The sequence below is a fragment of the Agrobacterium sp. CG674 genome, from assembly GCF_053521645.1.
Genome location: NZ_JBNWDZ010000004.1, coordinates 296,251 through 316,160, shown reverse-complemented (window position 1 = coordinate 316,160; position 19,910 = coordinate 296,251). Strand labels below are relative to the sequence as shown.

The window sequence follows — 19,910 nt, the reverse complement described above, 5'->3', positions numbered from 1 at the left end:
ATTGGCGCGATGGGGTGAACGGTGCCGCCTACGCTGGCACCGTCCACGCATTTCACCAGAAATGTTTAGAGCTTGTATTCGTTTGCGAGGGTGACGTGGTGGTGAATACGGCCTTCGAAAAACTCGGCCAGAACGGCTTCAGTTGCTGCGCGCGCCTCGCTGCGCACGGGGCTGGCGAGTGCTTCTTCGACAGCTTCCAGGCTAGGATAGTTGATCGCAAGGATCATCGGCAGTTCTGGTGCGCCATCGTCACGGGCTTCTGCGAATGAGATGCGCACATCTGTCGCATGCGGGAACTGCTGCCACTTTGGCAGAATTCGGTCCAGCACGGCTTTGCGAAAAGCTTCTGTCTGGCCGTCTTTGACTTTTCCTTCAAAAAGAGCGTAACGCGTAATCATTCTAATCTTTCCTTGTTGGGTCCTTTGAAAAATTCCATCAGCGCAGCCTGATCCTCAGCCCCAAAGCCGGAGGCTGTCATCATGCGGTGAATTTCGGCGCAGATTGCGGTCAGCGGCATGCTGGTGTTGGTCCGGCGGGCAAGATCCTGCGCGCCGTTGAGGTCCTTGACCATGTTGTCGATACGCCCGGTGCGTCGGTAGTCCTTCGCAACATAACGCGGCATGTATTCCTGCAGGATTGCGCTGTCTGCTCTTCCGCCTTTCAGCGCCTGCGGAATCTTGGCTGCATCCACACCAGCGTCGAGCGCGAGCTGTGTCGCTTCAGCAACGGCCAGAAAACCAAGGCCACACAGCACCTGATTGATGAGCTTGGTTGTTTGCCCCGCACCGACTGGTCCCATGTGGGTGTAATTGCTCGCCACATTCTTCAGCACGTTGTGAGCATCCTCAACGTCCGCATCGGAGCCACCTGCCATCAGCGTCAACTGGCCGATCAAGGCTTTGGGCGCGCCGCCGGATAGCGGGCTATCCACCCAGCGCAAGCCTTTTTCCGCCGCATCAGCCGCAAGCTTTTTCGTAGCGTCCGGATCGATTGAGGACATGTCTATGATCAATGTCCCGGCTTTCGCGCCATCGGCGATACCGGCTTCACCAAAAACTGCCCGGCGTATGACCTCGGGCGAATTGAGGCTCAGGATGACGTAGTCACTCACCCGGGCAGCGTCCGCTGCCGTAGCAGCGGCAACCGCCCCCTTATCGACGAGGGCTTGGACCTTTTCGCGGTCGAGATCAAAGACCGACAGATGATTGCCGGTTTCCACCAACCGGCTGCCGATTGCGCCACCCATGGCGCCTGCACCAATCAGTGCGACCCTGTTCGTCATAGTGGCCTCCTCCCAGTTTTCGAAATATGAGTGCCCCATTCTTCAGGGGCACCCTCTTCAATCGGTTACAACGACGCTGTGATGCCGCCATCCACATAAAGGACGTGCCCATTGACGAAGGACGAGGCGTTTGACGATAGGAACAGGCACGCGCCGACAAGCTCTTCGACCTTGCCCCAACGACCGGCAGGTGTCCGCTTTTCAAGCCATGTCGTGAAGGCTGGATCGGCAACAAGTGCTGCGTTGAGGGGGGTGTCGAAATAGCCGGGCGCTATGGCATTGCATTGAATGCCATATTTCGCCCAGTCGGTGGCCATGCCCTTCGTCAGATTGCCCACCGCGCCTTTTGTGGCGGTGTAGGGCGCGATGCCGGGGCGGGCAAGCGCCGTTTGCACACTGGCGATGTTGATAATTTTGCCTGCGCCGCGCTTGATCATGTGCCGCGCAACTGCCTGGCCAACATTAAAGACCGTGGAAATATTGGTTCGCAGCAGTCTTTCGAAGGCGTCCGCCGGAAAATCTTCAAGCGGGGAACGGTGCTGCATGCCGGCATTGTTGACGAGAACGTCGATTGAGCCTGTGTCTTGCTCAAAGGCATCAACTGCAGTGCGAACAGCCTCATGGTCTGTCGCGTCAAAGCACAGCATGTGTTTTGTGCCAAGCGCCTCTGCGGCAGCTTTCAGCTTCGCCTCGTCGCGGCCGTTCAAGATAACGTCTGCACCCGCAGCCTTGAGGCCCTGCGCCAACGCATAGCCAATGCCTTGTGACGAACCCGTGACGAGCGCGCGCTTGCCGGTCAGATCGAAAAGTTGAATGCTCATAATGTCTCCCAGACGTAGATCAGCTGAAGTCTATTTGTGTCTTCATCGACTGCCCTTTATCCGAAGCGATTTCGAACGCTTTCAAGGCCTCCGAGATCGGTAAGGTGTGGGTAATCAGATGTTTGACGTCGATCAGGCCACCCTGCATCAACTTCACGGCAGTGGCAAACTCCTCGTGGAAGCGGAAGGAGCCGCGAAGATCGAGCTCTTTTGCGGTGATCGCCATCATCGGCAGGGACATATCGCCGCCCAGGCCAAGCTGCACGATCACGCCACGGGGTCTGAGTGCCTGAAGACCAGCGACCAGCGCCGGTTGGGCACCGGAGCACTCGTAAAGCACATCGAAATAGCCCTTGTTCAGGCTGAAATCTGCCAGGCCATCGCGCTCCTCGGACAGATTGATCGTCCGATCAGCGCCTGCAGCCTTTGCAAAGCTCAAGGCACGCGCTGACAAATCAGCAGCCACGATTTCCACTGCACCCGCGCGGCGTGCGGCCAGAATTGACAATGTTCCGATCGGTCCGCAGCCCGTTACAAGCACGCGCTTGCCCAGCAACTCGCCAGCACGCCGCGTTGCGTGCAAGGCGACAGAAAGCGGCTCTGCCATGGCAGCTTCGCCAGGCGTCAGGCCTTCGGCTTTGACGCACTGGCTGGCATTGGCAATCAGCCGTTCGCGAAATGCGCCCTGTATGTGCGGGAATGGCATTGCGGAACCATAGAACCGCATGTTGAAGCAATGGTTCGGCAGGCCCTTGTGGCAATATTCGCAAGAGCCGCAAGGCCTCGATGGCGAAACCGCCACGAGGTCTCCAACCGCCAGATGAGATACGCCTTCACCAAGGGCTGCAACGTAGCCCGAAACCTCATGACCGAGGATCATCGGTTCTTTCAAACGGACGGTGCCGAAACCGCCATGGGCGTAATAGTGTAGGTCTGATCCGCATATTCCACCGGCCGCAAGGCGGATGTCGACCTCGCCGGGGCCGGGTGCCTCGACAGTTCGCTCCTCGATACGCAAATCCTTGGGCGCGTGGATAACAATGGCTTTCATTTTTAATACCTCAAAGAACAGGGGTCGGGAGGGAACGACCATCAAAATGTGCCGAAAGGTTGTCAAACACCAAGGCGCCCATGGCCTTGCGGGTTTCGAACGTACCTGACGCCATATGTGGCTGCAGCAGCACGTTATCGAGCTTCAGGAAGCGGGGGTTGAGGTGTGGCTCCCCGGCAAACACATCCAGTGCAGCTGACCCCAATGTGCGGGTTTCCAGCGCATCGAGCAAAGCCTCTTCATCAATATTGGCGGCACGGGAAACATTGATCAACATGCCCTCAGGCCCAAGCGCCTCGATAACCTTGCGGTCAACGATATGGCGTGTTTCTGCGGATGCTGCGAGCGTGACGAACAGAAAATCAGACCGGGCCGCAAGTTCGACCGGATCTGCAACGAATGTCCAGTCACCGGCATGGTCTTTGGGGGCCTTGCTCGAGTAAGAGATGTCCATATCAAAGCCCGCAAGGCGTCTTGCCACTTCAAAGCCGATGCGGCCAAGGCCGAGCACGCCGACACGCTTGCCATGGGCTTGGGATTTGAGCGGATATGCGCCTCTGGTCCAATCGCCGGTTCTGACCCAGGCATCGCCGGCGATCATGCCGCGTGCTTGAACCAGCATCATTCCCACTGCGAGATCCGCGACATCCTTGGTCAGCACATCGGGTGTGTTCGTCACGCGGATGTTCCGCTCTCGTGCAGCCGCCAGATCAACGGCGTCGTAGCCCACACCATAGATGCTGATGATTTCGAGATTTGGCAGCGCTTCGATAAGCTCACGGCTGGCGCCAAGTTCGCCGCGCGTGGCTATGCCCCTGATATTGCTGCCATTATCTGACAGAAATTGCGCTTTGTCGCTGGCTTCGAAATAGCGATGCACTGTGAATTTGGCGTTCAGACGCTCTTCGTCCCATGCGGGATATGCACCAGCCTGAAGAATATGAATCTTGCCCAAAAGCATTCCTCCAATGTTTTGTTATCGATAACATAGGTTCGGGAAATCGCTTTGTCCAGCCTAAATTGGGAAGGGACATGCCCGCGAACGGATGAAAGAGTTCGGCTCACAAATGTAACTTGACTCCTATGTTATCGTTATCATAGCGTTACCTCTCAAGCTTTGGGAGGAGCGAATGGGAGCTGATCAATTTCTGGAATTTCGTTCCGTTTCGAAGGAGTTCGGCGGCACGAAAGCTCTGACCGATGTCTCGCTTGAGGTGCGGCAAGGTGAAATTCTTGCCCTGCTGGGTGAAAACGGCGCTGGCAAATCCACGCTCATCAAGACGCTGGCAGGTATCTACAAGCCGGACGCAGGTGAAATACTTTTCCGTGGCGAGCCCTATCATCACAGGCCACCAAAGCCGAACGAGCGTCAACCCGTGGCTTTCATTCATCAGGACCTCGGCCTCATCGAATGGATGACGGTGGCGGAAAATGTGGGCCTTGCGCAGGGATTTTCGCTCAAGCGTAAACTCATAGATTGGAACGAGACCGCACGACGCACCGCCGAGGCGTTGAAACTCGTTGGCTGTGATTTTGACCCCACCACCCGCATCCAAAGCCTGACACGCACCGAAAAGTCGCTTGTCGCGATTGCCCGTGCATTGGCCGTTGAAGCCGACGTTCTTGTGCTGGACGAGCCGACGGCCAGCCTGCCCGCCGATGAGGTTGACCGCCTTTTCAATGCGATCAGGCCGTTGAAGGAGAGGGGTGTGGCGATGATCTATGTCTCCCATCGCCTCGATGAAATCTTTCGCATCGCAGACCGTGTTGCCGTCTTGCGTGATGGCCGCCTCGTGGGTGAAAGCGCCGTCAGCGATACCAACCCCGATCAACTCATTCGCATGATCGTTGGTCGCAAGGCGGATCAACTGTTTGCCAAGGCACACACGGAGCCGGGCGAAACGCTTGTCACTGTCAAAAGTCTTGCATGCCGGGGCGCGGGGCCTGTGTCCTTCAATCTGCGGCAGGGCGAGTTGCTGGGGCTGGTTGGCTTGCGTGGTGCCGGTCAGGAATTGATAGGGCGCGCTCTGTTCGGCGTTGAGGAAGCCACTGGCGAGGTCATGATCCGTGGCAAGAAGCCCGATCTGCGTTCAGCGGAGACCGCAATCGCATCCGGGATTGGCCTCATTGCGCGCGACCGCACGGAAGAATCCGTCGCCATGTCGCTGTCACTGCGTGAAAACACTTTCATCAATCCCGGTGCGTCGGGCCGCAAGCTCGGTGCGTTTCTGTCCCCAGCCAGGGAAGCCGCGCAAGCCTGGTCGATTGGTGAAAAGGTTGGGCTGCGTCCCAACGACCAGTCACTGGCCATCGAAGCGCTATCGGGCGGCAATCAACAAAAGGTTGTCGTCGGACGGTGGCTGGCCACCGGGCGCAGATTGCTGATTGCCGAAGACCCGACCGCCGGTGTCGATGTCGGTGCCAAGGCAGATATTTACCGCCTGATCGCGGCGGCAGTCGAAGAGGGGATGGCTGTTCTGGTCATCTCCACGGATTTTGAAGAAATCGCTCACATTTGCCACAGGGCACTCGTCTTTTCTCGCGGTCGTATCGTGCGCGAGTTGAGTGGAGACGACTTGACCACATCCGCCGTCCTTGCTGCGGCATCCGCTTCTGAAGCGGCCTGATTTACTGGAGAACGAAGATGCAATCCATCCAGTCCAACGCACTTGAACCGACTCGTTCGGAATTGCAGGGCCTATCGACCGCTGAGAGGCTGCGACGCCTGCTGCCGGTCTATGGTCTGGTGATCCTGACGGCCCTGCTCATTCTCTTCTTCTCTGTCATGCTGCCGGATACGTTCCCGACAGCGCTGAACCTGCGCTCGATCATTGCCAACAAGACGATCATTGCGATTCTGTCTCTTGCCGCCATGATCCCCATGGCATGCGGACGTATCGATCTAACAATCGGCTATGGCATTGTGCTCTGGCATATTCTGGCGATCAGTCTGCAAACCATGTACGGATTTCCGTGGCCAATCGCTGTTTTGACCGTTCTGATCCTGGGCGGTCTGACGGGGTTGCTCAATGGCGTGCTGGTGGAAGTCGCCAAGATCGACAGCTTCATTGCAACGCTTGGAACCGGCACGGTCATCTACGCCCTGGCACTCTGGCACACGGGCGGCCGACAGGTGGTGGGCGTTCTGCCGGATGGATTTCTGGCCTTGAACGGAACCCAGCTTTTTGGTCTGCCGATCACCGGTTTCTACGTGCTGGCGCTGGCTTTGGTGATGTGGATCGTTCTGGAATACCTGCCGATCGGGCGCTATACCTATGCCATCGGAGCTAATCCGAAGGCGGCCGCCTTGAACGGTATTCCTGTTCGCCGTTTCGTCGTCGGCGCCTTTATTGTCTCGGGCCTGCTCTCGGCTGTTGCCGGTGTGCTGCTCGCATCGCGTCTGCGCATTGGTCAGGCAAGCGTCGGACTTGAGTATCTGCTGCCTGCACTCGTTGGGGCGTTTCTGGGTTCCACGACAATCAAGCCCGGACGCGTCAATGTCTGGGGCACAATGACCGGTGTCATTATTCTTGCGGTCGGAATTGCAGGCATTCAGCAGTTCGGCGGCTCGTTCTTCGTAGAGCCGCTCTTCAATGGCGTCACTCTGCTCGTGGCCATCGGTATCGCTGGTTACGCCCAGCGCCGACGCGGCATTGCCGGCGCATTGAAGCCAAAGGGTGCGCCTCCGAAGGTCATCGAAGATCCATCTTAAGGCATACAAACACTGAAATAATACGTTCAACGGGAGGATGAACCATGAAACGCAGACAGTTACTCACCACCGCCGCTTTCGCCATTCTGATGGCAGGACCGGTATTTGCAGATGCGATCACTGACGCAAAGGCTGTGGTCGATAAATATGCCAGCAAGGTCGAGAAGTGGGACGGCCCGACAACCGGACCCAAGGGTGCGGCCGACAAGTCGGTGGTCATTGTTGCCGCAGACATGAAGAATGGCGGCATCCTGGGCGTCGTCAACGGAATCGAAGAGGCTGCCAAGGCCATGGGCTGGAAGGTCAATGTGCTTGATAGTGCCGGATCGGTGGAGGGTCGGACGGCATCATTTGGACAGGCGCTGACGCTGAAGCCGAATGGTATCGTCATTGCAGGCTTTGATGCCGTCGAGCAAAAACCTGCCATGGCTGAAGCCAAGAAGGCAAAAATACCGATGGTGGCCTGGCACGCAGCGCCTGCCGTCGGTCCGGTCGATGAAGTGGGCGTGTTTGCAAACGTGACCACCGATGCGATGGAAGTTTCCAAGGCCGCAGCCGATTACGCTTTTGTCGATGCAGGCGGCAAGCCCGGCGTCATCATTTTCACTGACTCCACCTATGCTATCGCGATTGCCAAGGCTGACAAGATGAAGGCCGAAATCGAAGCGCTTGGCGGCACCGTGCTGGAATATGTCGATACGCCAATCGCCGAAACATCGCAGCGCATGCCGCAACTGACGACGACATTGCTCCAAAAATACGGAGAGAAGTGGACACATTCCCTTGCAATCAATGACATCTATTTCGACTTCATGGGCCCAGCACTTTCCGCTGCCGGTATTCCGGGAGATGGCGCACCGAAAAGCGTTGCTGCGGGCGATGGATCTGAAAGCGCCTATCAGCGTATTCGTGCCAAGCAGTATCAGTCCGTGACAGTGGCAGAGCCACTCAACTTGCAGGGCTGGCAGCTTGTGGATGAGTTGAACCGCGCTTTCTCGGGTGAGAAATGGTCCGGCTATGTTTCACCTTTGCACGTCGTCACCGTCGATAACGTCGAATTCGATGGCGGTCCGAAGAACTCGTTTGATCCCGACAACGGTTATCGCGATCAATACAAGAAAATCTGGGGCAAGTAAAAGTCATGGATTGGCGGGTGGCGGTCTTGCCGCCCGCCACCTCATGGCTATCGTGCGATGAATTTGAGATGACATGGAGTGTGGAGAATTGTCTTTTTTTGACGCTGAGGACCCGGTTTTTTCCACCTTCGTCCCGGGCAACGCGCCGCTGAAAAAGCTCGCCGGTGGGTTTGACTGGGTGGAGGGTCCCGTCTGGTTCGGAGACCACGACTGTCTCCTATTTTCCGATATTCCCAACAATCGCATCATGCGCTGGAGCCCTTCAACCGGAACCAGTATCTTTCGCGAGCCATCGAATTTCTCGAATGGCCACACGCGCGATGGTCGGGGGCGGCTGATTAGTTGCGAGCACGGGACGCGGCGCGTTTCACGCACGGAACATGATGGGACAATCACCGTCATCGCGGACAGTTTCGACGGAAAAAGGCTGAACTCGCCCAACGACGTCATCGTCGCGTCTGATGGTGCTATCTGGTTTACCGATCCGCATTATGGCATTTCCTCCGATTATGAAGGGTTTCGCTCGACGCAGGAGCTGCCATGTAATGTTTATCGCGTTGATCCGGTGTCTCGAGACATCCACGCGGTGCTGACAGATTTTCGCTGCCCGAACGGTCTGGCCTTCAGCCCGGATGAAAAATGTCTCTATGTTGCCGATACGGGACGGATTTTTGCTGGTGATCCCTGCCATATCCGTGCGTTCACCGTTGGCCCCGGATGGGAATTGAGCGGCGGAAATGTTTTTCATGTCGTTGAGCCGGGTTGTGCAGACGGGTTCAGAGTTGATGAAATTGGCAACCTCTGGTGTTCTGCCGGTGATGGCGTTCATTGCATCGCTCCCGATGGCCGACGTCTCGGCAAGATCCTCGTTCCAGAGACTGTATCCAACGTTTGTTTTGGCGGTCGCAACGGGCACAGGCTTTTCATCACAGCAACAACATCTGTCTATTCGGTCTCGCTTGCGATACGTGGCCATATTAGAGTGGATTCATAGACGTCGCTTTCGCGGCGGTATTGGAGTGAGGTAGCCTGAATGCGCAGAGACAGAACGCCGACGATGGCAGACATCGCGCGTGCCACGGGCGTTTCACCAATGACCGTCTCGCGGGCGTTCAAATCCGGTGGGCTTGTGACCAAGGAAACGCGTGACGCGATTTTAAAGGCTGCGGAAGACCTTGGATATGTGTTCGACTCGACGGCATCCAATCTGCGTTCCAAAAAGACCGATTTCATCGCTGTCACGATCCCTTCGATCAACAATGCCAATTTTGCAGACACTGTCGGTGGGCTGTCAGACGTCCTGAGCGCCCAAGGATTTCAGATCCTGTTGGGTTACACGAACTACGATATGCAGGAAGAGGAGAGGCTTATCGAGCATCTCCTGCGCCGCAAACCTCAGGCCATAGCCGTGACAGGCGGCATGCACACGCGCCGTGCGCGCCGATTGCTGGAAAACGCGAATATCCCGGTCATTGAAACATGGGACGTGCCAGCGGACCCAATTGGTCATTTCGTCGGCTTTTCAAATGCGGATGCCGTGCGCAGCATGGTCGATCACTTCGTGAAGGTCGGCTATCGGCGCATCGCCTTTATCGGTGGAGATGCCAGCCGTGATACGCGCGGCACCAATCGCCGGCTTGGGTTTGTCAATGCGCTGCACGATCTGGGTCTGGATGCTTCGCGGCTGATCGATGCTGGTACGCCGCCCATCTCCATGCGTGAGGGTGCGAATGCCATGGCTCGCCTTTTGAGAGAACATCCTGACACCGATGCGGTGATTTGCGTTTCAGACCTCTCGGCATTCGGCGCGCTTACCGAATGTCAGCGGCGGGGCATTGCCGTGCCCGAGACGATCGCCATCGGTGGTTTTGGTGACTACGAGATTGGTGCAATCTCTGTTCCTGCGCTCACCACCATCAACGCCCATGCCCGCAAGATAGGTGAACGAACCGGCGCGTTGATGCTGGATCTTTTGACCGGCGCGACTGAAATGCCGCATATCACCATCGAGCCGCAGCTCATCGTGCGCGAAAGCAGCCGATAGAAGAAGGCCAGTTGCGTTTAGCTGGTGGGAAAGCGCCATTACAAGCACATTTTCGTGTTCCGGGAGACGCTAAGTTAACGATCAGCCCTTACTGTCGTTGTTCTAAAGTAAGGAGCGTGGCGATGACGACTTGTGTGGGGTGCCGGGATGGTGCCGAAGGATTTCCCCTGCCGTTTTCGATGGCGTTCCAGCCTATCGTTGATATCTCAAAGGGCAGTGTTTTCGCACACGAAGCGTTGGTCCGTGGCGTGAACGGAGAAGGCGCAGGCTTTGTCCTGGAAAATGTGGGTCCTGACAACCGCTACGCATTCGACCAGCAATGTCGGGTCAAGGCGATCGAGCTTGCATCCAAACTGTTCGATAAGTCGCTGGATACGATGCTTTCGATCAATTTCATGCCCAATGCTGTCTACGAACCGCGTGCCTGCATTCGCGTTACGCTTGCAACCGCGATGAAGACCGGTTTCCCGACCGACCGGATCATTTTCGAGTTCACTGAAAACGAGCAGCTCGATACGAACCACCTCCTGAATATTCTCAGAACGTACCGTACGTTGGGTTTCAAGACCGCCATCGATGATTTCGGGGCAGGCCATGCGGGTCTGGGTCTTTTGACTCAATTCCAACCGGATATCGTCAAGCTGGATATGGACTTGATCAGGGGCATCGATCGCGATCGCGTTCGTCGCACCGTCATCAAGCATACTCTGGCAATGCTGACCGAACTGGGAATTACGCCTGTTTGCGAGGGCGTCGAAACGCTTGGAGAACTGCAAGTCCTGCGTGACCTAGGTGTTGATCTGATTCAGGGTTATGTTCTCGCGCGTCCTGCGTTTGAGGCGCTCGCAAACCCCTTTTCTGTCACGGGCGACGCTGGCATGTCTCTAGCCATGTGAAGCGAAGTTGCGCGGTCTTGATCATGTTTTGCGGCAAAGTGTAGTGGGATGAACCGATTGGCGCATCCTGTTGTCGTTGACCTCTTCCATATATACGTAGACGGCTCCTATGACCCAGTATCGAAGAGCGGCGGATGGGCCTTTGTCGTTGTTGCTGGTGATGCGATCATTGAGACACGATCCGGTCGATGCGACGTCACATCCAACAATACGATCGAGCTTTTGGCAGCGCTTCAGGCCGCCGAATGGGCTGTTGCCGATGCGGCAGCCCAGCAGGTCATCATCTGGACCGACTCCCGTCACGTCTTTGAAGGCTGTGATCGCTGGCGACATATCTGGAAGAATAACGGTTGGAGGCGGTATTCGCCTAACCCGAGATCGCGCAATCGCGCGCTTGTGGATGCTCCCCTTTGGAAACGGCTCTCTGACTGTCTTGAAACCCATCAAAGTCTTCGGGTCGAATGGTGCAAAGGCCACGATGGCAATGCAGGAAATGAGCGCGCGGATGCGCTTGCGAATGCTGCGAGGGACGCCGGAGCTTAGGCGGCTACGTAAGGCCCAAAGAGACGCTGCGAACGATAGGAACAATTGATGCTGGTTCTTGTTAGGCTGCAAAGCAATGGAGCCTCAAAATGTCTGATACCTATCCACACGCCTCAAATTCGGCGCCAACCGAAAACAACACACCGAACGATGTTCTGTCTGAACGAGTCGACGCACCTCTGGTCGATATAGCCCTACAGGAGGTAGCCGAGCATGATAGCAGCGTCGGAACAGCGGCTGGCGAAGACATTGCCGTTTTGCGTGCAGAAGTCGAAAGCATTTCGCAACGAGCCGGGGAGATGCAGGATCGAATGATCCAATCGGCAAAGGCTGGCGCGGAGACGACCGCTCGTTCTGCAAGAGATACGGTGCGCCAGTTCCCGCTCGTCTCGCTCGGTCTGGCAGTGACACTGGGCTTTCTTGCTGGCGTGCGTGCCAACCGATAGCGTCTAAATATTGTGGCATGATCCATTGCGATCATGCCACCGTCAGGTGCAGCGCTTGAAACACCTATCCGCGAAAATCGCCCTCGTTCGTTTCCCGTTCATCGTAGTTCACATCCCATTCTTTTTCTGCAGGCTTCGTGCCCGGCGGATTCTTATGGGCGGTCGCGTCGTCTGAGCCAGTGATAACACGTGGCTTGGCGCTATCAACGCCGTTATTGTCACTCCGCTTCAGCCCGCGCGCAAATTGCCCTTTGGCATCATCATGGATGTCTTCGAGCGAACCCTTGTCGTCTTTGGAAGTGGTCATTGGGCAGTCCCTTCTGTTTAACGGGTGCAAAGCACCCTGTCTCGACTAACCGGCATTGACGTCTATTGTTCCGAATGTCCTGCAAGGTGGAACCTTCGCACATGGAAAGACTTGAAGGAGGGGTGTGGCATCACCACTCCTTATGACGTGTGATTTCTCTTTGTGGGCGGAGTACCCAATGGCTGCAAAAACCTGGACTGCACGTGGATCTGGCCAGAGCACATCTGAAGAATTTCTGGATGGTGCAGAGCGCATTCGCCGGCTCCGTCGATTGGCCGGAATTGCCCGGCTGATGGATACGGCCGTTGGCATACCGGGCACGCGTTTCCGCTTCGGTGCAGACTCCGTTCTAGGGCTTGTTCCGGTGCTGGGAGACGGCGCTGGCGCGCTCGTTGGCCTTTACATCGTCAATGAAGCGCGGCGCATGGGCGTGCCACGGGAAAAGCTTGCGCGGATGATTGGAAATATCGGCCTCGACGCGGTGGTCGGTAGCGTACCGCTTGTGGGCGATCTGTTTGATGTCTACTTCAAGTCTCACCGTCGCAACGTGGACATGATCGTCGAGCATTTCGGCGTCAGGAACGACGATCTACGGCGCAAGTCATAAGCCCAAAGGCTGCGATATCAGGCGGCTGATGAGTAGCGCGTGGCAGATTGTGCAGGCAGAAGCCGAATGACTTCGTCGGCGAATGCGCTGGCGTTGTGCATAGCTTTGTCGAGGTTGCTGACCTGTGATGGGTTCATCATGTGCAGATAGCCACCAAATTCGAACATGTCACGGAATGCGGCGCGCTCGATGATGGGCGTATCCAGCACATGCACATTGCGCTTGGCCAGAAGTGCTTTGGCGGCCAGAAGTGCTCGCGTCGTCACCATTGAATTGACGCGTGAAAGAACCACAGAGTGCGGAATCTTGATGGATGCCCGGTCGTCGAGATAGCGCAGCAGTTCCAGCACCTGCGCGCCGCCCTGTGCATCCATGGTGCTACCCTGAACGGGTATCAGTACGTGGTTTGAAAGGCCGACCGCAGTGGCAAGCAGAGGCGATTGCGCGCCCGGCAAATCAATGATCACGTGATCGAATTTCCGGCGGTTGTCGAGAACGTGCTGTTGAAGGCTGGAGGCCGAAACATAGGTGATGACGGATAGGTCAACGCGCGGATCTGCTGCCTCACGCCATTTGGAAAGCCAACGCTGCGGATCGGTATCGATAACGCAAACCCTCAATCCGCGCCTTGAAAGCTCCGAGGCCAGCAACAGCACGGCCGTGGTCTTGCCCGCGCCGCCCTTGGTATTTGCGAATGTAATGACCGCCATGACATATCCGATAAAAGCTTGAGACGGTCATCGTCCAGTCGAAGCGCCGAGATCATGGCATAAGACGATCATTAGACAATTTGGTTAATGCTTACTTAAATTCGACCTGAGTGTTTCTCAGCGCCGACGGTCTTCCGCAAGGATTTCGCGTGCGATCTGGTCCAGCGGCACGATCTTGTCAACGCCACCATGCGCAATTGCTTCCTTCGGCATACCGAAAACAACCGAGGAAGCCTCATCCTGCGCGATGGTGAAGGCTCCGGCCTGCTTCATTTCAAGCATTCCGCGGGCGCCATCATCCCCCATTCCGGTCATGATGACACCCATGGCATTGCCACCTGCCGCACGTGCGGCCGAACGGAACAAGACGTCGACAGATGGGCGGTGGCGAGAGACGAGCGGGCCAGTGCGTACCGAGACGGAGTAACGTGCACCCTGACGCTCCAGTAGCATGTGCTTGTCGCCGGGCGCAATCAACACATGCCCGCGCAAAACAGTATCGCCATCTTCAGCTTCCTTGATCTCGACGGCGCAGAGTGTGTTCAGACGCCGTGCAAAGGCCGCCGTGAATTTTTCAGGCATATGCTGAACGATGATCATGCCAGGCGCATTCGCGGGCAGCTTTTCAAGCATTTCACGCAAAGCTTCGGTTCCCCCGGTCGATGCTCCGACGCAGACCACCATTTCGGTTGTGCGTGCCATGGGTTTGCCGGAGGGAGGGGGTAGGACGGCATCCGCTGTCAGCTTAGCCTGCGGATTCATCAATGGGATTGCGTGTCGATATGGCGTTCTGAGACCTTTAACCCGCGCGTGGGCGGCCGCTTTGACCACTTCACAAATCCGTTGTGCAGATTCAGCAAGGTGGTCGGCGGCACCAATCTTTGGCTTCAGAATGATGTCGACTGCACCGGCCTCCAATGCCTGAAGCAATGTTGTTGACCCGGCTTCGGTCAGCGAGGAGCACATCACGACGGGAATGGGATGCTGCGCCATAATTCTGCGCAGGAAAGTAATGCCGTCCATTCGCGGCATTTCAACATCCAGCGTTATGACGTCAGGCAGGTCTTCTTGGATCTTTTTCGCAGCCATGAAGGGATCAGACGCTGCACCTATGACCTCAATAGCTGGGTCAGACTGAAGAACTGCCGTCAGCGTTTGCCTGACGCTGGCGGAATCATCGACAATAAGAACTCTGATCTTCTTGACTGTATTTGGCATCACTGTTTCACAAATATTGTGTTGGCAACCTGCTTCACTGGTAGATCGGCTCCGGTCAGCGTTTCAGAATGCCCGATAAAGAGATAGCCGCCCGGCGCAATGCATTTGCACAATTGCGTCAGAACGTGAATCTGCGTCTTTTTATCGAAGTATATCAAAACGTTGCGGCAAAACAGAATATGGACAGGGTCACCGATTTCATATGTCGGATTCATCAGGTTCATGCGGGCAAAGCCAACCTTGGATCGAAGTTTAGGCGTAATCCGCACATCGTTGCGCTGCCGTTCCTTTGCCTGCAAGACATATTTGCGGCGCAGGTCAGGTGGCACTGGATCAACCAGTTCTTGGGTATAAATACCACTGCGGGCCTTCTGCAGAACTTCAGTGGAAAGGTCTGTCGCCAGAATGGAATAATCGGGAATGGTGCCTTTTTCCACGGCTTCCGCGAGGATCATTGCCATGGTGTAAGGCTCTGCCCCCGTCGAGCACGCAGAACTCCAGGCGCGAATACGACCGACACCTTTTCGCCCCAGGGCTGGTAGGACGATTTTTTCCATGTAGTCGAAATGGTTTGGCTCGCGGAAGAAGTCGGTTTTGTTGGTTGTCACGACGTCAATCAGAAAGACAGATTCCGCTTCCATTCCGCCATGTCGAAACAAATAGTCGCAATATTCGCTGAAAGTCGGATAGCCTGTGGCGCGTAGACGTTTGCGCAGCCTTCCTTCCAGCATGGAGCGCTTCGTTTCCGGCATCTTGATGCCGCAATACTCATAGATGAAACTCGAGACCTCACGAAAATCGCGCGCACTCAGAGTGTCATCAAAATTTACGCTTGCAGCGGTACTCAACGCTTGTATTCCTTTCACGCAGCCCGCATCGGCCCGGCATTGATCTGGGCCAGATCCTTCGCTTCGCTAGAAAACAACTGGGCAAGATCGATGATGACGACGAAATCACCTTCACGACGAACGACGCCTGCGATGTAGCTGGAGTTCCAGTGAATTCCGATATCAGGCGCGGTTTCGACCTGGTCGATGTTAAAGGGCGTGACTTCGAAGACCTTGTCTGCAACCAGCCCCAAAGCCAGAAGCTTTTCGCCAAAGGGAATATCGAGCACCAGTATGCGCGTATGAGGCGTCTTGACCGTCTTCGACATGCCCAGGCGCAGGCGAAGGTCTATCACCGGAACACCTTGACCACGCACATCCCGCAGGCCGAGCAGATAGTCCGGTCCGTTGGGAATTTTAAACGCTTCTTCGTGATCGAGAATTTCGCGCACGACATCCACGGGTACAGCAAAGACTTCTTCGTCAAGACTAAAAGTCACGTATTGAGTTTGAGTGGACGGGCTCGCCATGTACGTTTTCTCCAAAGTCCCTGGTCATTCAGTCAAGTTGCGATTTGCCTCTTCCGAGGCTCGACATCCGGCGCGAGAAACCCGCGCCGGATAGCGTTTGGCCGTCATGCAGATTGACGAAAATCTTGGTCGGCTGCATCCGGCCCACCCATGGAGAGATCCAGCGCGAAGCCCTTTGCGCGCGCCTGTTGTCCACCAATCGAGTTATCGCTCTGGCGGCGCACATTTGGCTTGGAAACATGTGCTGGGGCAGAAGCGCGCTGCGGGGTCTGTTTCTGGGGTGCAGCACGGTTGGCAGATGGACGCTCAACTTTGAAGAAGGCAATGCTCGCTTGCAGTTCTTCAGCCTGGGCTGCCAGTTCTTCGGATGTTGCGGACATTTCCTCGGATGCGCTCGTGTTCTGCTGTGTAACTCTGTCGAGTTGCTGGATAGCCTCATTGATCTGATTGGCGCCGATATCCTGTTCGCGGCATGCTGCAGAAATTTCGGCAACAAGTTCAGCCGTCTTGCGAATATCGGGCACAAGGCGGTTCAGCATCTCGCCGGCCTCTGCTGCAGCGGTCACCGTTTCGCTTGACATGGCACTGATTTCGGCTGCGGCAGATTGGCTCCGTTCAGCGAGCTTGCGCACTTCCGATGCAACGACGGCGAAACCCTTGCCATGCTCACCGGCGCGCGCTGCCTCGACAGCCGCATTGAGGGCGAGAAGGTCGGTTTGGCGGGCAATTTCCTGAACGATGGAAATCTTTTCGGCAATGGTACGCATGGCGACGACCGCTTTGCCAACTGCCGCACCGCTTGCTTCGGCGTCCGTCGAAGACTGACGGGCAATCTTCTCCGTTTGTGCCGCGTTTTCAGCATTTTGGCGGATATTGGCCGCCATCTGCTCCATCGATGCGGAGGCTTCTTCAGTCGAGGATGCCTGTTCGGTTGCGCCTTGCGAGACCTGCTCAGAGCTTGCAGAAAGCTCCTGGCTCCCGGATGACACATTGTCGGCGGCAGACATCGAGTCGGCGACGACGCCGCGAAGACGTTCGATCATGGTGTTGACATGGTTGAGCAGGTCGCCAATTTCATCCCGGCTGGTAATAACTGCGTTGTTGGTGAGGTCACCTTCCGAGACATTGCGCACAACGGCAATCGCTTTTGACAGGCCCCGGCTAACGCCAAGCGCAATCCAGAGGGCTACGATCAACGAAACCACCGTCAAACCAATTGTGCCACCGACCAGTATGTTGCGAGAGTTGGAATATTGTTCATTCGTCGCCTCATCAGTCGCCTTAAGATCGGCGTTGATAACACCGGACAGGTTCTGCAGATTCTGAGTCAGTCCTTCGATAGCTTTCTTACTCTGCCCCATCGATAGTGCGGCAGCTTGCGTATTGCTATCTGTCGTATTTTCAGTTGCGAGCGCTAAGATGCGATCTTGTACCGGCAGCCATTCTTGATAAACCGAGCGAAACGTCGTGATGGCCCTGCGTATATCGGTGCTGTTGTCCTGTTCGAAAACAGACATTCCGGCCTCAATTTTTTTGCGCTGATCACGAACGGCGTCCAAATAGCCGCCGATGGCTTGCGGGTCGGTATTCATGATCGCATTTTTCTCTGCTCGCACTGAAGCAGAAACTGCTTCACTGAGCAGCGTTAGGTCTTGCAGGTTTTCAGCTGGCCCCTGGACGATGTCAGTGATCGCAGAGTTTAGCGAAGCGAGATTAAATATCGCCATTGTCGCCATGCTCGCAGAAAGCGTAATTATGAACGCGAAAGCCAAAGCCAATTTGATTTTAATTGTGAAGCGCATATGTCGTTCCTCGGAAGAGATGAATGTTTGGAAATAAATGCCTGCTGCCTGCTCGGAATGGCCGGGCGAGTGCCGGAAATTCAGCCTCGCCCTTGATAAATGCGACTGTCTTCATGTGAGGGGCTTGCTCGCAAACGCTGTGCGAGCAAGTTAGGCCATTCAAAGTTTATGCACTTTCACGAAAATCTGCGTCGTTTGCGTCAGGACCACCCATCGACATATCAAGCGCGAAGCCCTTTGCGCGAGCCTGCTGGCCTTGGATCGACTGATCCTGCGTCGGGCGGCGGGTCTGCGTTGCGCGTTGCGCGCCGGGGCGAGGTGCTGGAGCAGGTGCCCGCGTCTGAGCTTTGCCGGCGGGTTTTGGATTATCGCGTTCCACCCGGAAGAAGGCAATGCTTGCCTGTAGTTCTTCGGCCTGTGCTGCCAGTTCTTCAGAGGTCGCAGACATTTGTTCGGACGCGCCTGAATTCTGCTGCGTCACAACGTCAAGCTGCTGGATGGCTTCATTGATCTGGCTTGCACCAATGTCCTGTTCGCGACATGCTGCAGAAATTTCCGACACCAATTCCGCTGTCTTGCGGATGTCTGGCACCAGACGGTTCAACATCTCACCAGCTTCTGTCGCGACCTGGACTGTTTCACCCGATAGCGATGAGATTTCGGCGGCTGCAGCCTGGCTGCGTTCTGCCAGTTTGCGGACTTCAGATGCAACGACCGCAAAGCCCTTACCATGCTCACCGGCACGCGCAGCCTCGACAGCGGCGTTCAAAGCGAGAAGGTCTGTCTGGCGTGCAATTTCCTGAACGATGGAAATCTTGTCGGCAATGGTTCGCATGGCGGTAACCGCACGGCCGACGGCCGCACCACTTGCTTCCGCATCCTTGGAGGACTGGCGGGCAATCTTCTCCGTCTGAGCTGCATTGTCGGCGTTCTGTTTGATGTTGGCAGCCATCTGCTCCATGGAGGCAGATGCTTCTTCAGCGGAAGAGGCCTGCTCCGTTGCACCCTGAGATAGCTGCTCAGAGCTTGCGGACAGTTCCTGGCTTCCCGAGGAAACGTTATCGGCGGCCGTCAGCGCATCGGATACCACCCCGCGGAGCCGTTCGACCATGCGCTGAAGAGACAGGCCCAATACGTCCTTGTTGGAAAGAGGGGTTGGCGTGACGAAAAGATTGCCGTCCGCGATCTCGTTGGCGACACTTGCAGTGTTGCGGAGATTTCCAGTCATGACATTGATGCGAGTGACCAGATCCTTGATCTCGTCATTTGTATTGATTTCAACGTTCTGGTCCAGATCGCCAACGGAGACAGCCTCAGCCACGATCATAATTTTGCGCAAGCCACTGCTGATGCCCAGAGCAATCCAGAGCGCAGTGGCGATGGCGACGATAACGGCGATGATCGAAGCTGCGATAAGCAACAAGCGTGTTTGCTCATATTCGGCTGTCGCGGCGTTTTTGGAGTCAGTCAGTCGTACGCGGTTCATCTCCACGCCTTCGTGCAGCTTATTGGTAAGCGCATTGGCTGCTGCGCGCCCTTCTGTCGAGGAATAGGTGATGGCGGCAGCGATGTTTCCATCCTGAACCAACTGGCGGACACGGTCGTCGCTAGCATCAAACGCCTTGTTGACATTCAACAGGTCGGCCCAGAAGCTGCGCGTTTGCGCACTGGCAGTCGAGGTGATGTCTTCAAGGATCGCGTTCAGTTGCTCACGGGCCTCGTTACCAGCCTTTATGAGCGGTTCACGGTCTGCCGGTGTAGGTGCCAGAAGCAGGTTCTTCTGTGCGCGGATGACGACGAGCGACAAGGTATCCATCTGGTGCACCTTGTCCAGACGAACGACCGTTCCCTCGACCACCTCGTCCATGGCGTCTTTAGCAATGCCAAGGCTGAAGATTCCGTAACCAGCTGTGCCCGCCAGCATGACGATCAGGAAGCCGAAAGCGATCGCAAGCTTCAATTTGATTGTGAACCGCAT

At 56.1% G+C, this 19,910-nt stretch carries 21 protein-coding genes; 9 read left to right on the top strand and 12 right to left on the bottom strand.

Going from position 1 to position 19,910, the window contains the following annotated elements; translation table 11 throughout:
* Positions 1 to 65 precede the first annotated feature (65 nt).
* From ACQZ51_RS13805 to ACQZ51_RS13785, 5 genes are all read right to left on the bottom strand, one after another.
* Positions 66 to 398: a hypothetical protein gene (locus ACQZ51_RS13805; protein WP_042616635.1), complete on the bottom strand. Its 333-nt coding sequence runs from the start codon at positions 396 to 398 to the stop codon at positions 66 to 68.
* On the bottom strand, positions 395 to 1,282 hold the full coding sequence (locus ACQZ51_RS13800) for an NAD(P)-dependent oxidoreductase (protein WP_448778002.1): 888 nt from the start codon (positions 1,280 to 1,282) through the stop codon (positions 395 to 397). The genes ACQZ51_RS13805 and ACQZ51_RS13800 overlap by 4 nt, the downstream gene beginning before the upstream one ends.
* Before the next feature lie 65 nt (positions 1,283 to 1,347).
* A complete protein-coding gene (locus ACQZ51_RS13795) occupies positions 1,348 to 2,103 on the bottom strand; it encodes an SDR family oxidoreductase (protein WP_448778001.1) in 756 nt (251 codons plus the stop codon).
* A gap of 19 nt (positions 2,104 to 2,122) precedes the next feature.
* Positions 2,123 to 3,154 carry an L-idonate 5-dehydrogenase gene (locus tag ACQZ51_RS13790; protein WP_448777999.1) on the bottom strand — a complete coding sequence of 344 codons (1,032 nt, stop codon included), beginning with the start codon at positions 3,152 to 3,154 and terminating at the stop codon, positions 2,123 to 2,125.
* Positions 3,155 to 3,164: 10 nt separating this feature from the next.
* The gene (locus ACQZ51_RS13785) at positions 3,165 to 4,109 is read right to left on the bottom strand and encodes a 2-hydroxyacid dehydrogenase (RefSeq protein ID WP_448777998.1); all 945 of its coding nucleotides are present in this window, start codon (positions 4,107 to 4,109) and stop codon (positions 3,165 to 3,167) included.
* 175 nt (positions 4,110 to 4,284) lie between these two features.
* Here ACQZ51_RS13785 and ACQZ51_RS13780 point away from each other — a divergent pair, with 175 nt between their 5' ends.
* The 8 genes from ACQZ51_RS13780 to ACQZ51_RS13745 all read left to right on the top strand — a co-directional run bounded on the left by ACQZ51_RS13780 (position 4,285) and on the right by ACQZ51_RS13745 (position 11,931).
* A complete protein-coding gene (locus tag ACQZ51_RS13780; protein WP_448777996.1) occupies positions 4,285 to 5,781 on the top strand; it encodes a sugar ABC transporter ATP-binding protein in 1,497 nt (498 codons plus the stop codon).
* 17 nt (positions 5,782 to 5,798) lie between these two features.
* Entirely contained in the window at positions 5,799 to 6,866 is a 1,068-nt protein-coding gene (locus ACQZ51_RS13775; RefSeq protein WP_192064800.1) for an ABC transporter permease, read from the top strand.
* Between the two features lie 44 nt (positions 6,867 to 6,910).
* Positions 6,911 to 8,002 (top strand): ABC transporter substrate-binding protein, encoded by a 1,092-nt coding sequence (locus tag ACQZ51_RS13770; protein ID WP_448777993.1) that lies wholly within the window; start codon positions 6,911 to 6,913, stop codon positions 8,000 to 8,002.
* A gap of 88 nt (positions 8,003 to 8,090) precedes the next feature.
* Positions 8,091 to 8,996: an SMP-30/gluconolactonase/LRE family protein gene (locus ACQZ51_RS13765; protein WP_448777991.1), complete on the top strand. Its 906-nt coding sequence runs from the start codon at positions 8,091 to 8,093 to the stop codon at positions 8,994 to 8,996.
* Between the two features lie 39 nt (positions 8,997 to 9,035).
* On the top strand, positions 9,036 to 10,046 hold the full coding sequence (locus ACQZ51_RS13760) for a LacI family DNA-binding transcriptional regulator (protein WP_448777990.1): 1,011 nt from the start codon (positions 9,036 to 9,038) through the stop codon (positions 10,044 to 10,046).
* A 122-nt stretch (positions 10,047 to 10,168) separates the two neighbouring features.
* Positions 10,169 to 10,942 carry an EAL domain-containing protein gene (locus ACQZ51_RS13755; RefSeq protein ID WP_448777989.1) on the top strand — a complete coding sequence of 258 codons (774 nt, stop codon included), beginning with the start codon at positions 10,169 to 10,171 and terminating at the stop codon, positions 10,940 to 10,942.
* Positions 10,943 to 10,999: 57 nt separating this feature from the next.
* Positions 11,000 to 11,485 carry a ribonuclease H family protein gene (locus ACQZ51_RS13750; RefSeq protein ID WP_448777987.1) on the top strand — a complete coding sequence of 162 codons (486 nt, stop codon included), beginning with the start codon at positions 11,000 to 11,002 and terminating at the stop codon, positions 11,483 to 11,485.
* Positions 11,486 to 11,574: 89 nt separating this feature from the next.
* Complete coding sequence (locus ACQZ51_RS13745; protein ID WP_448777985.1) at positions 11,575 to 11,931, top strand: hypothetical protein; 357 nt, start codon at positions 11,575 to 11,577, stop codon at positions 11,929 to 11,931.
* A 64-nt stretch (positions 11,932 to 11,995) separates the two neighbouring features.
* Here ACQZ51_RS13745 and ACQZ51_RS13740 read toward each other — a convergent pair whose 3' ends face one another.
* Positions 11,996 to 12,238: a hypothetical protein gene (locus ACQZ51_RS13740; protein ID WP_448777984.1), complete on the bottom strand. Its 243-nt coding sequence runs from the start codon at positions 12,236 to 12,238 to the stop codon at positions 11,996 to 11,998.
* 178 nt (positions 12,239 to 12,416) lie between these two features.
* On the opposite strand from ACQZ51_RS13740, the gene ACQZ51_RS13735 reads away from it, so the two are divergent.
* Positions 12,417 to 12,845, top strand: coding sequence for a DUF4112 domain-containing protein (locus tag ACQZ51_RS13735; RefSeq protein WP_448777982.1), 429 nt, complete (start codon positions 12,417 to 12,419; stop codon positions 12,843 to 12,845).
* A gap of 17 nt (positions 12,846 to 12,862) precedes the next feature.
* Here ACQZ51_RS13735 and ACQZ51_RS13730 read toward each other — a convergent pair whose 3' ends face one another.
* The 6 genes from ACQZ51_RS13730 to ACQZ51_RS13705 all read right to left on the bottom strand — a co-directional run bounded on the left by ACQZ51_RS13730 (position 12,863) and on the right by ACQZ51_RS13705 (position 19,910).
* Positions 12,863 to 13,555, bottom strand: coding sequence for a ParA family protein (locus tag ACQZ51_RS13730; RefSeq protein ID WP_448777980.1), 693 nt, complete (start codon positions 13,553 to 13,555; stop codon positions 12,863 to 12,865).
* A gap of 117 nt (positions 13,556 to 13,672) precedes the next feature.
* Positions 13,673 to 14,773 (bottom strand): protein-glutamate methylesterase/protein-glutamine glutaminase, encoded by a 1,101-nt coding sequence (locus ACQZ51_RS13725; RefSeq protein WP_448777978.1) that lies wholly within the window; start codon positions 14,771 to 14,773, stop codon positions 13,673 to 13,675.
* A complete protein-coding gene (locus ACQZ51_RS13720; RefSeq protein WP_448777977.1) occupies positions 14,773 to 15,621 on the bottom strand; it encodes a CheR family methyltransferase in 849 nt (282 codons plus the stop codon). Before ACQZ51_RS13720 ends, ACQZ51_RS13725 begins: the two co-directional genes overlap by 1 nt.
* A gap of 14 nt (positions 15,622 to 15,635) precedes the next feature.
* Complete coding sequence (locus tag ACQZ51_RS13715) at positions 15,636 to 16,130, bottom strand: chemotaxis protein CheW (RefSeq protein ID WP_448777975.1); 495 nt, start codon at positions 16,128 to 16,130, stop codon at positions 15,636 to 15,638.
* 104 nt (positions 16,131 to 16,234) lie between these two features.
* Entirely contained in the window at positions 16,235 to 17,932 is a 1,698-nt protein-coding gene (locus ACQZ51_RS13710; protein ID WP_448777974.1) for a methyl-accepting chemotaxis protein, read from the bottom strand.
* Positions 17,933 to 18,098: 166 nt separating this feature from the next.
* Positions 18,099 to 19,910, bottom strand: coding sequence for a methyl-accepting chemotaxis protein (locus ACQZ51_RS13705; RefSeq protein WP_448777973.1), 1,812 nt, complete (start codon positions 19,908 to 19,910; stop codon positions 18,099 to 18,101).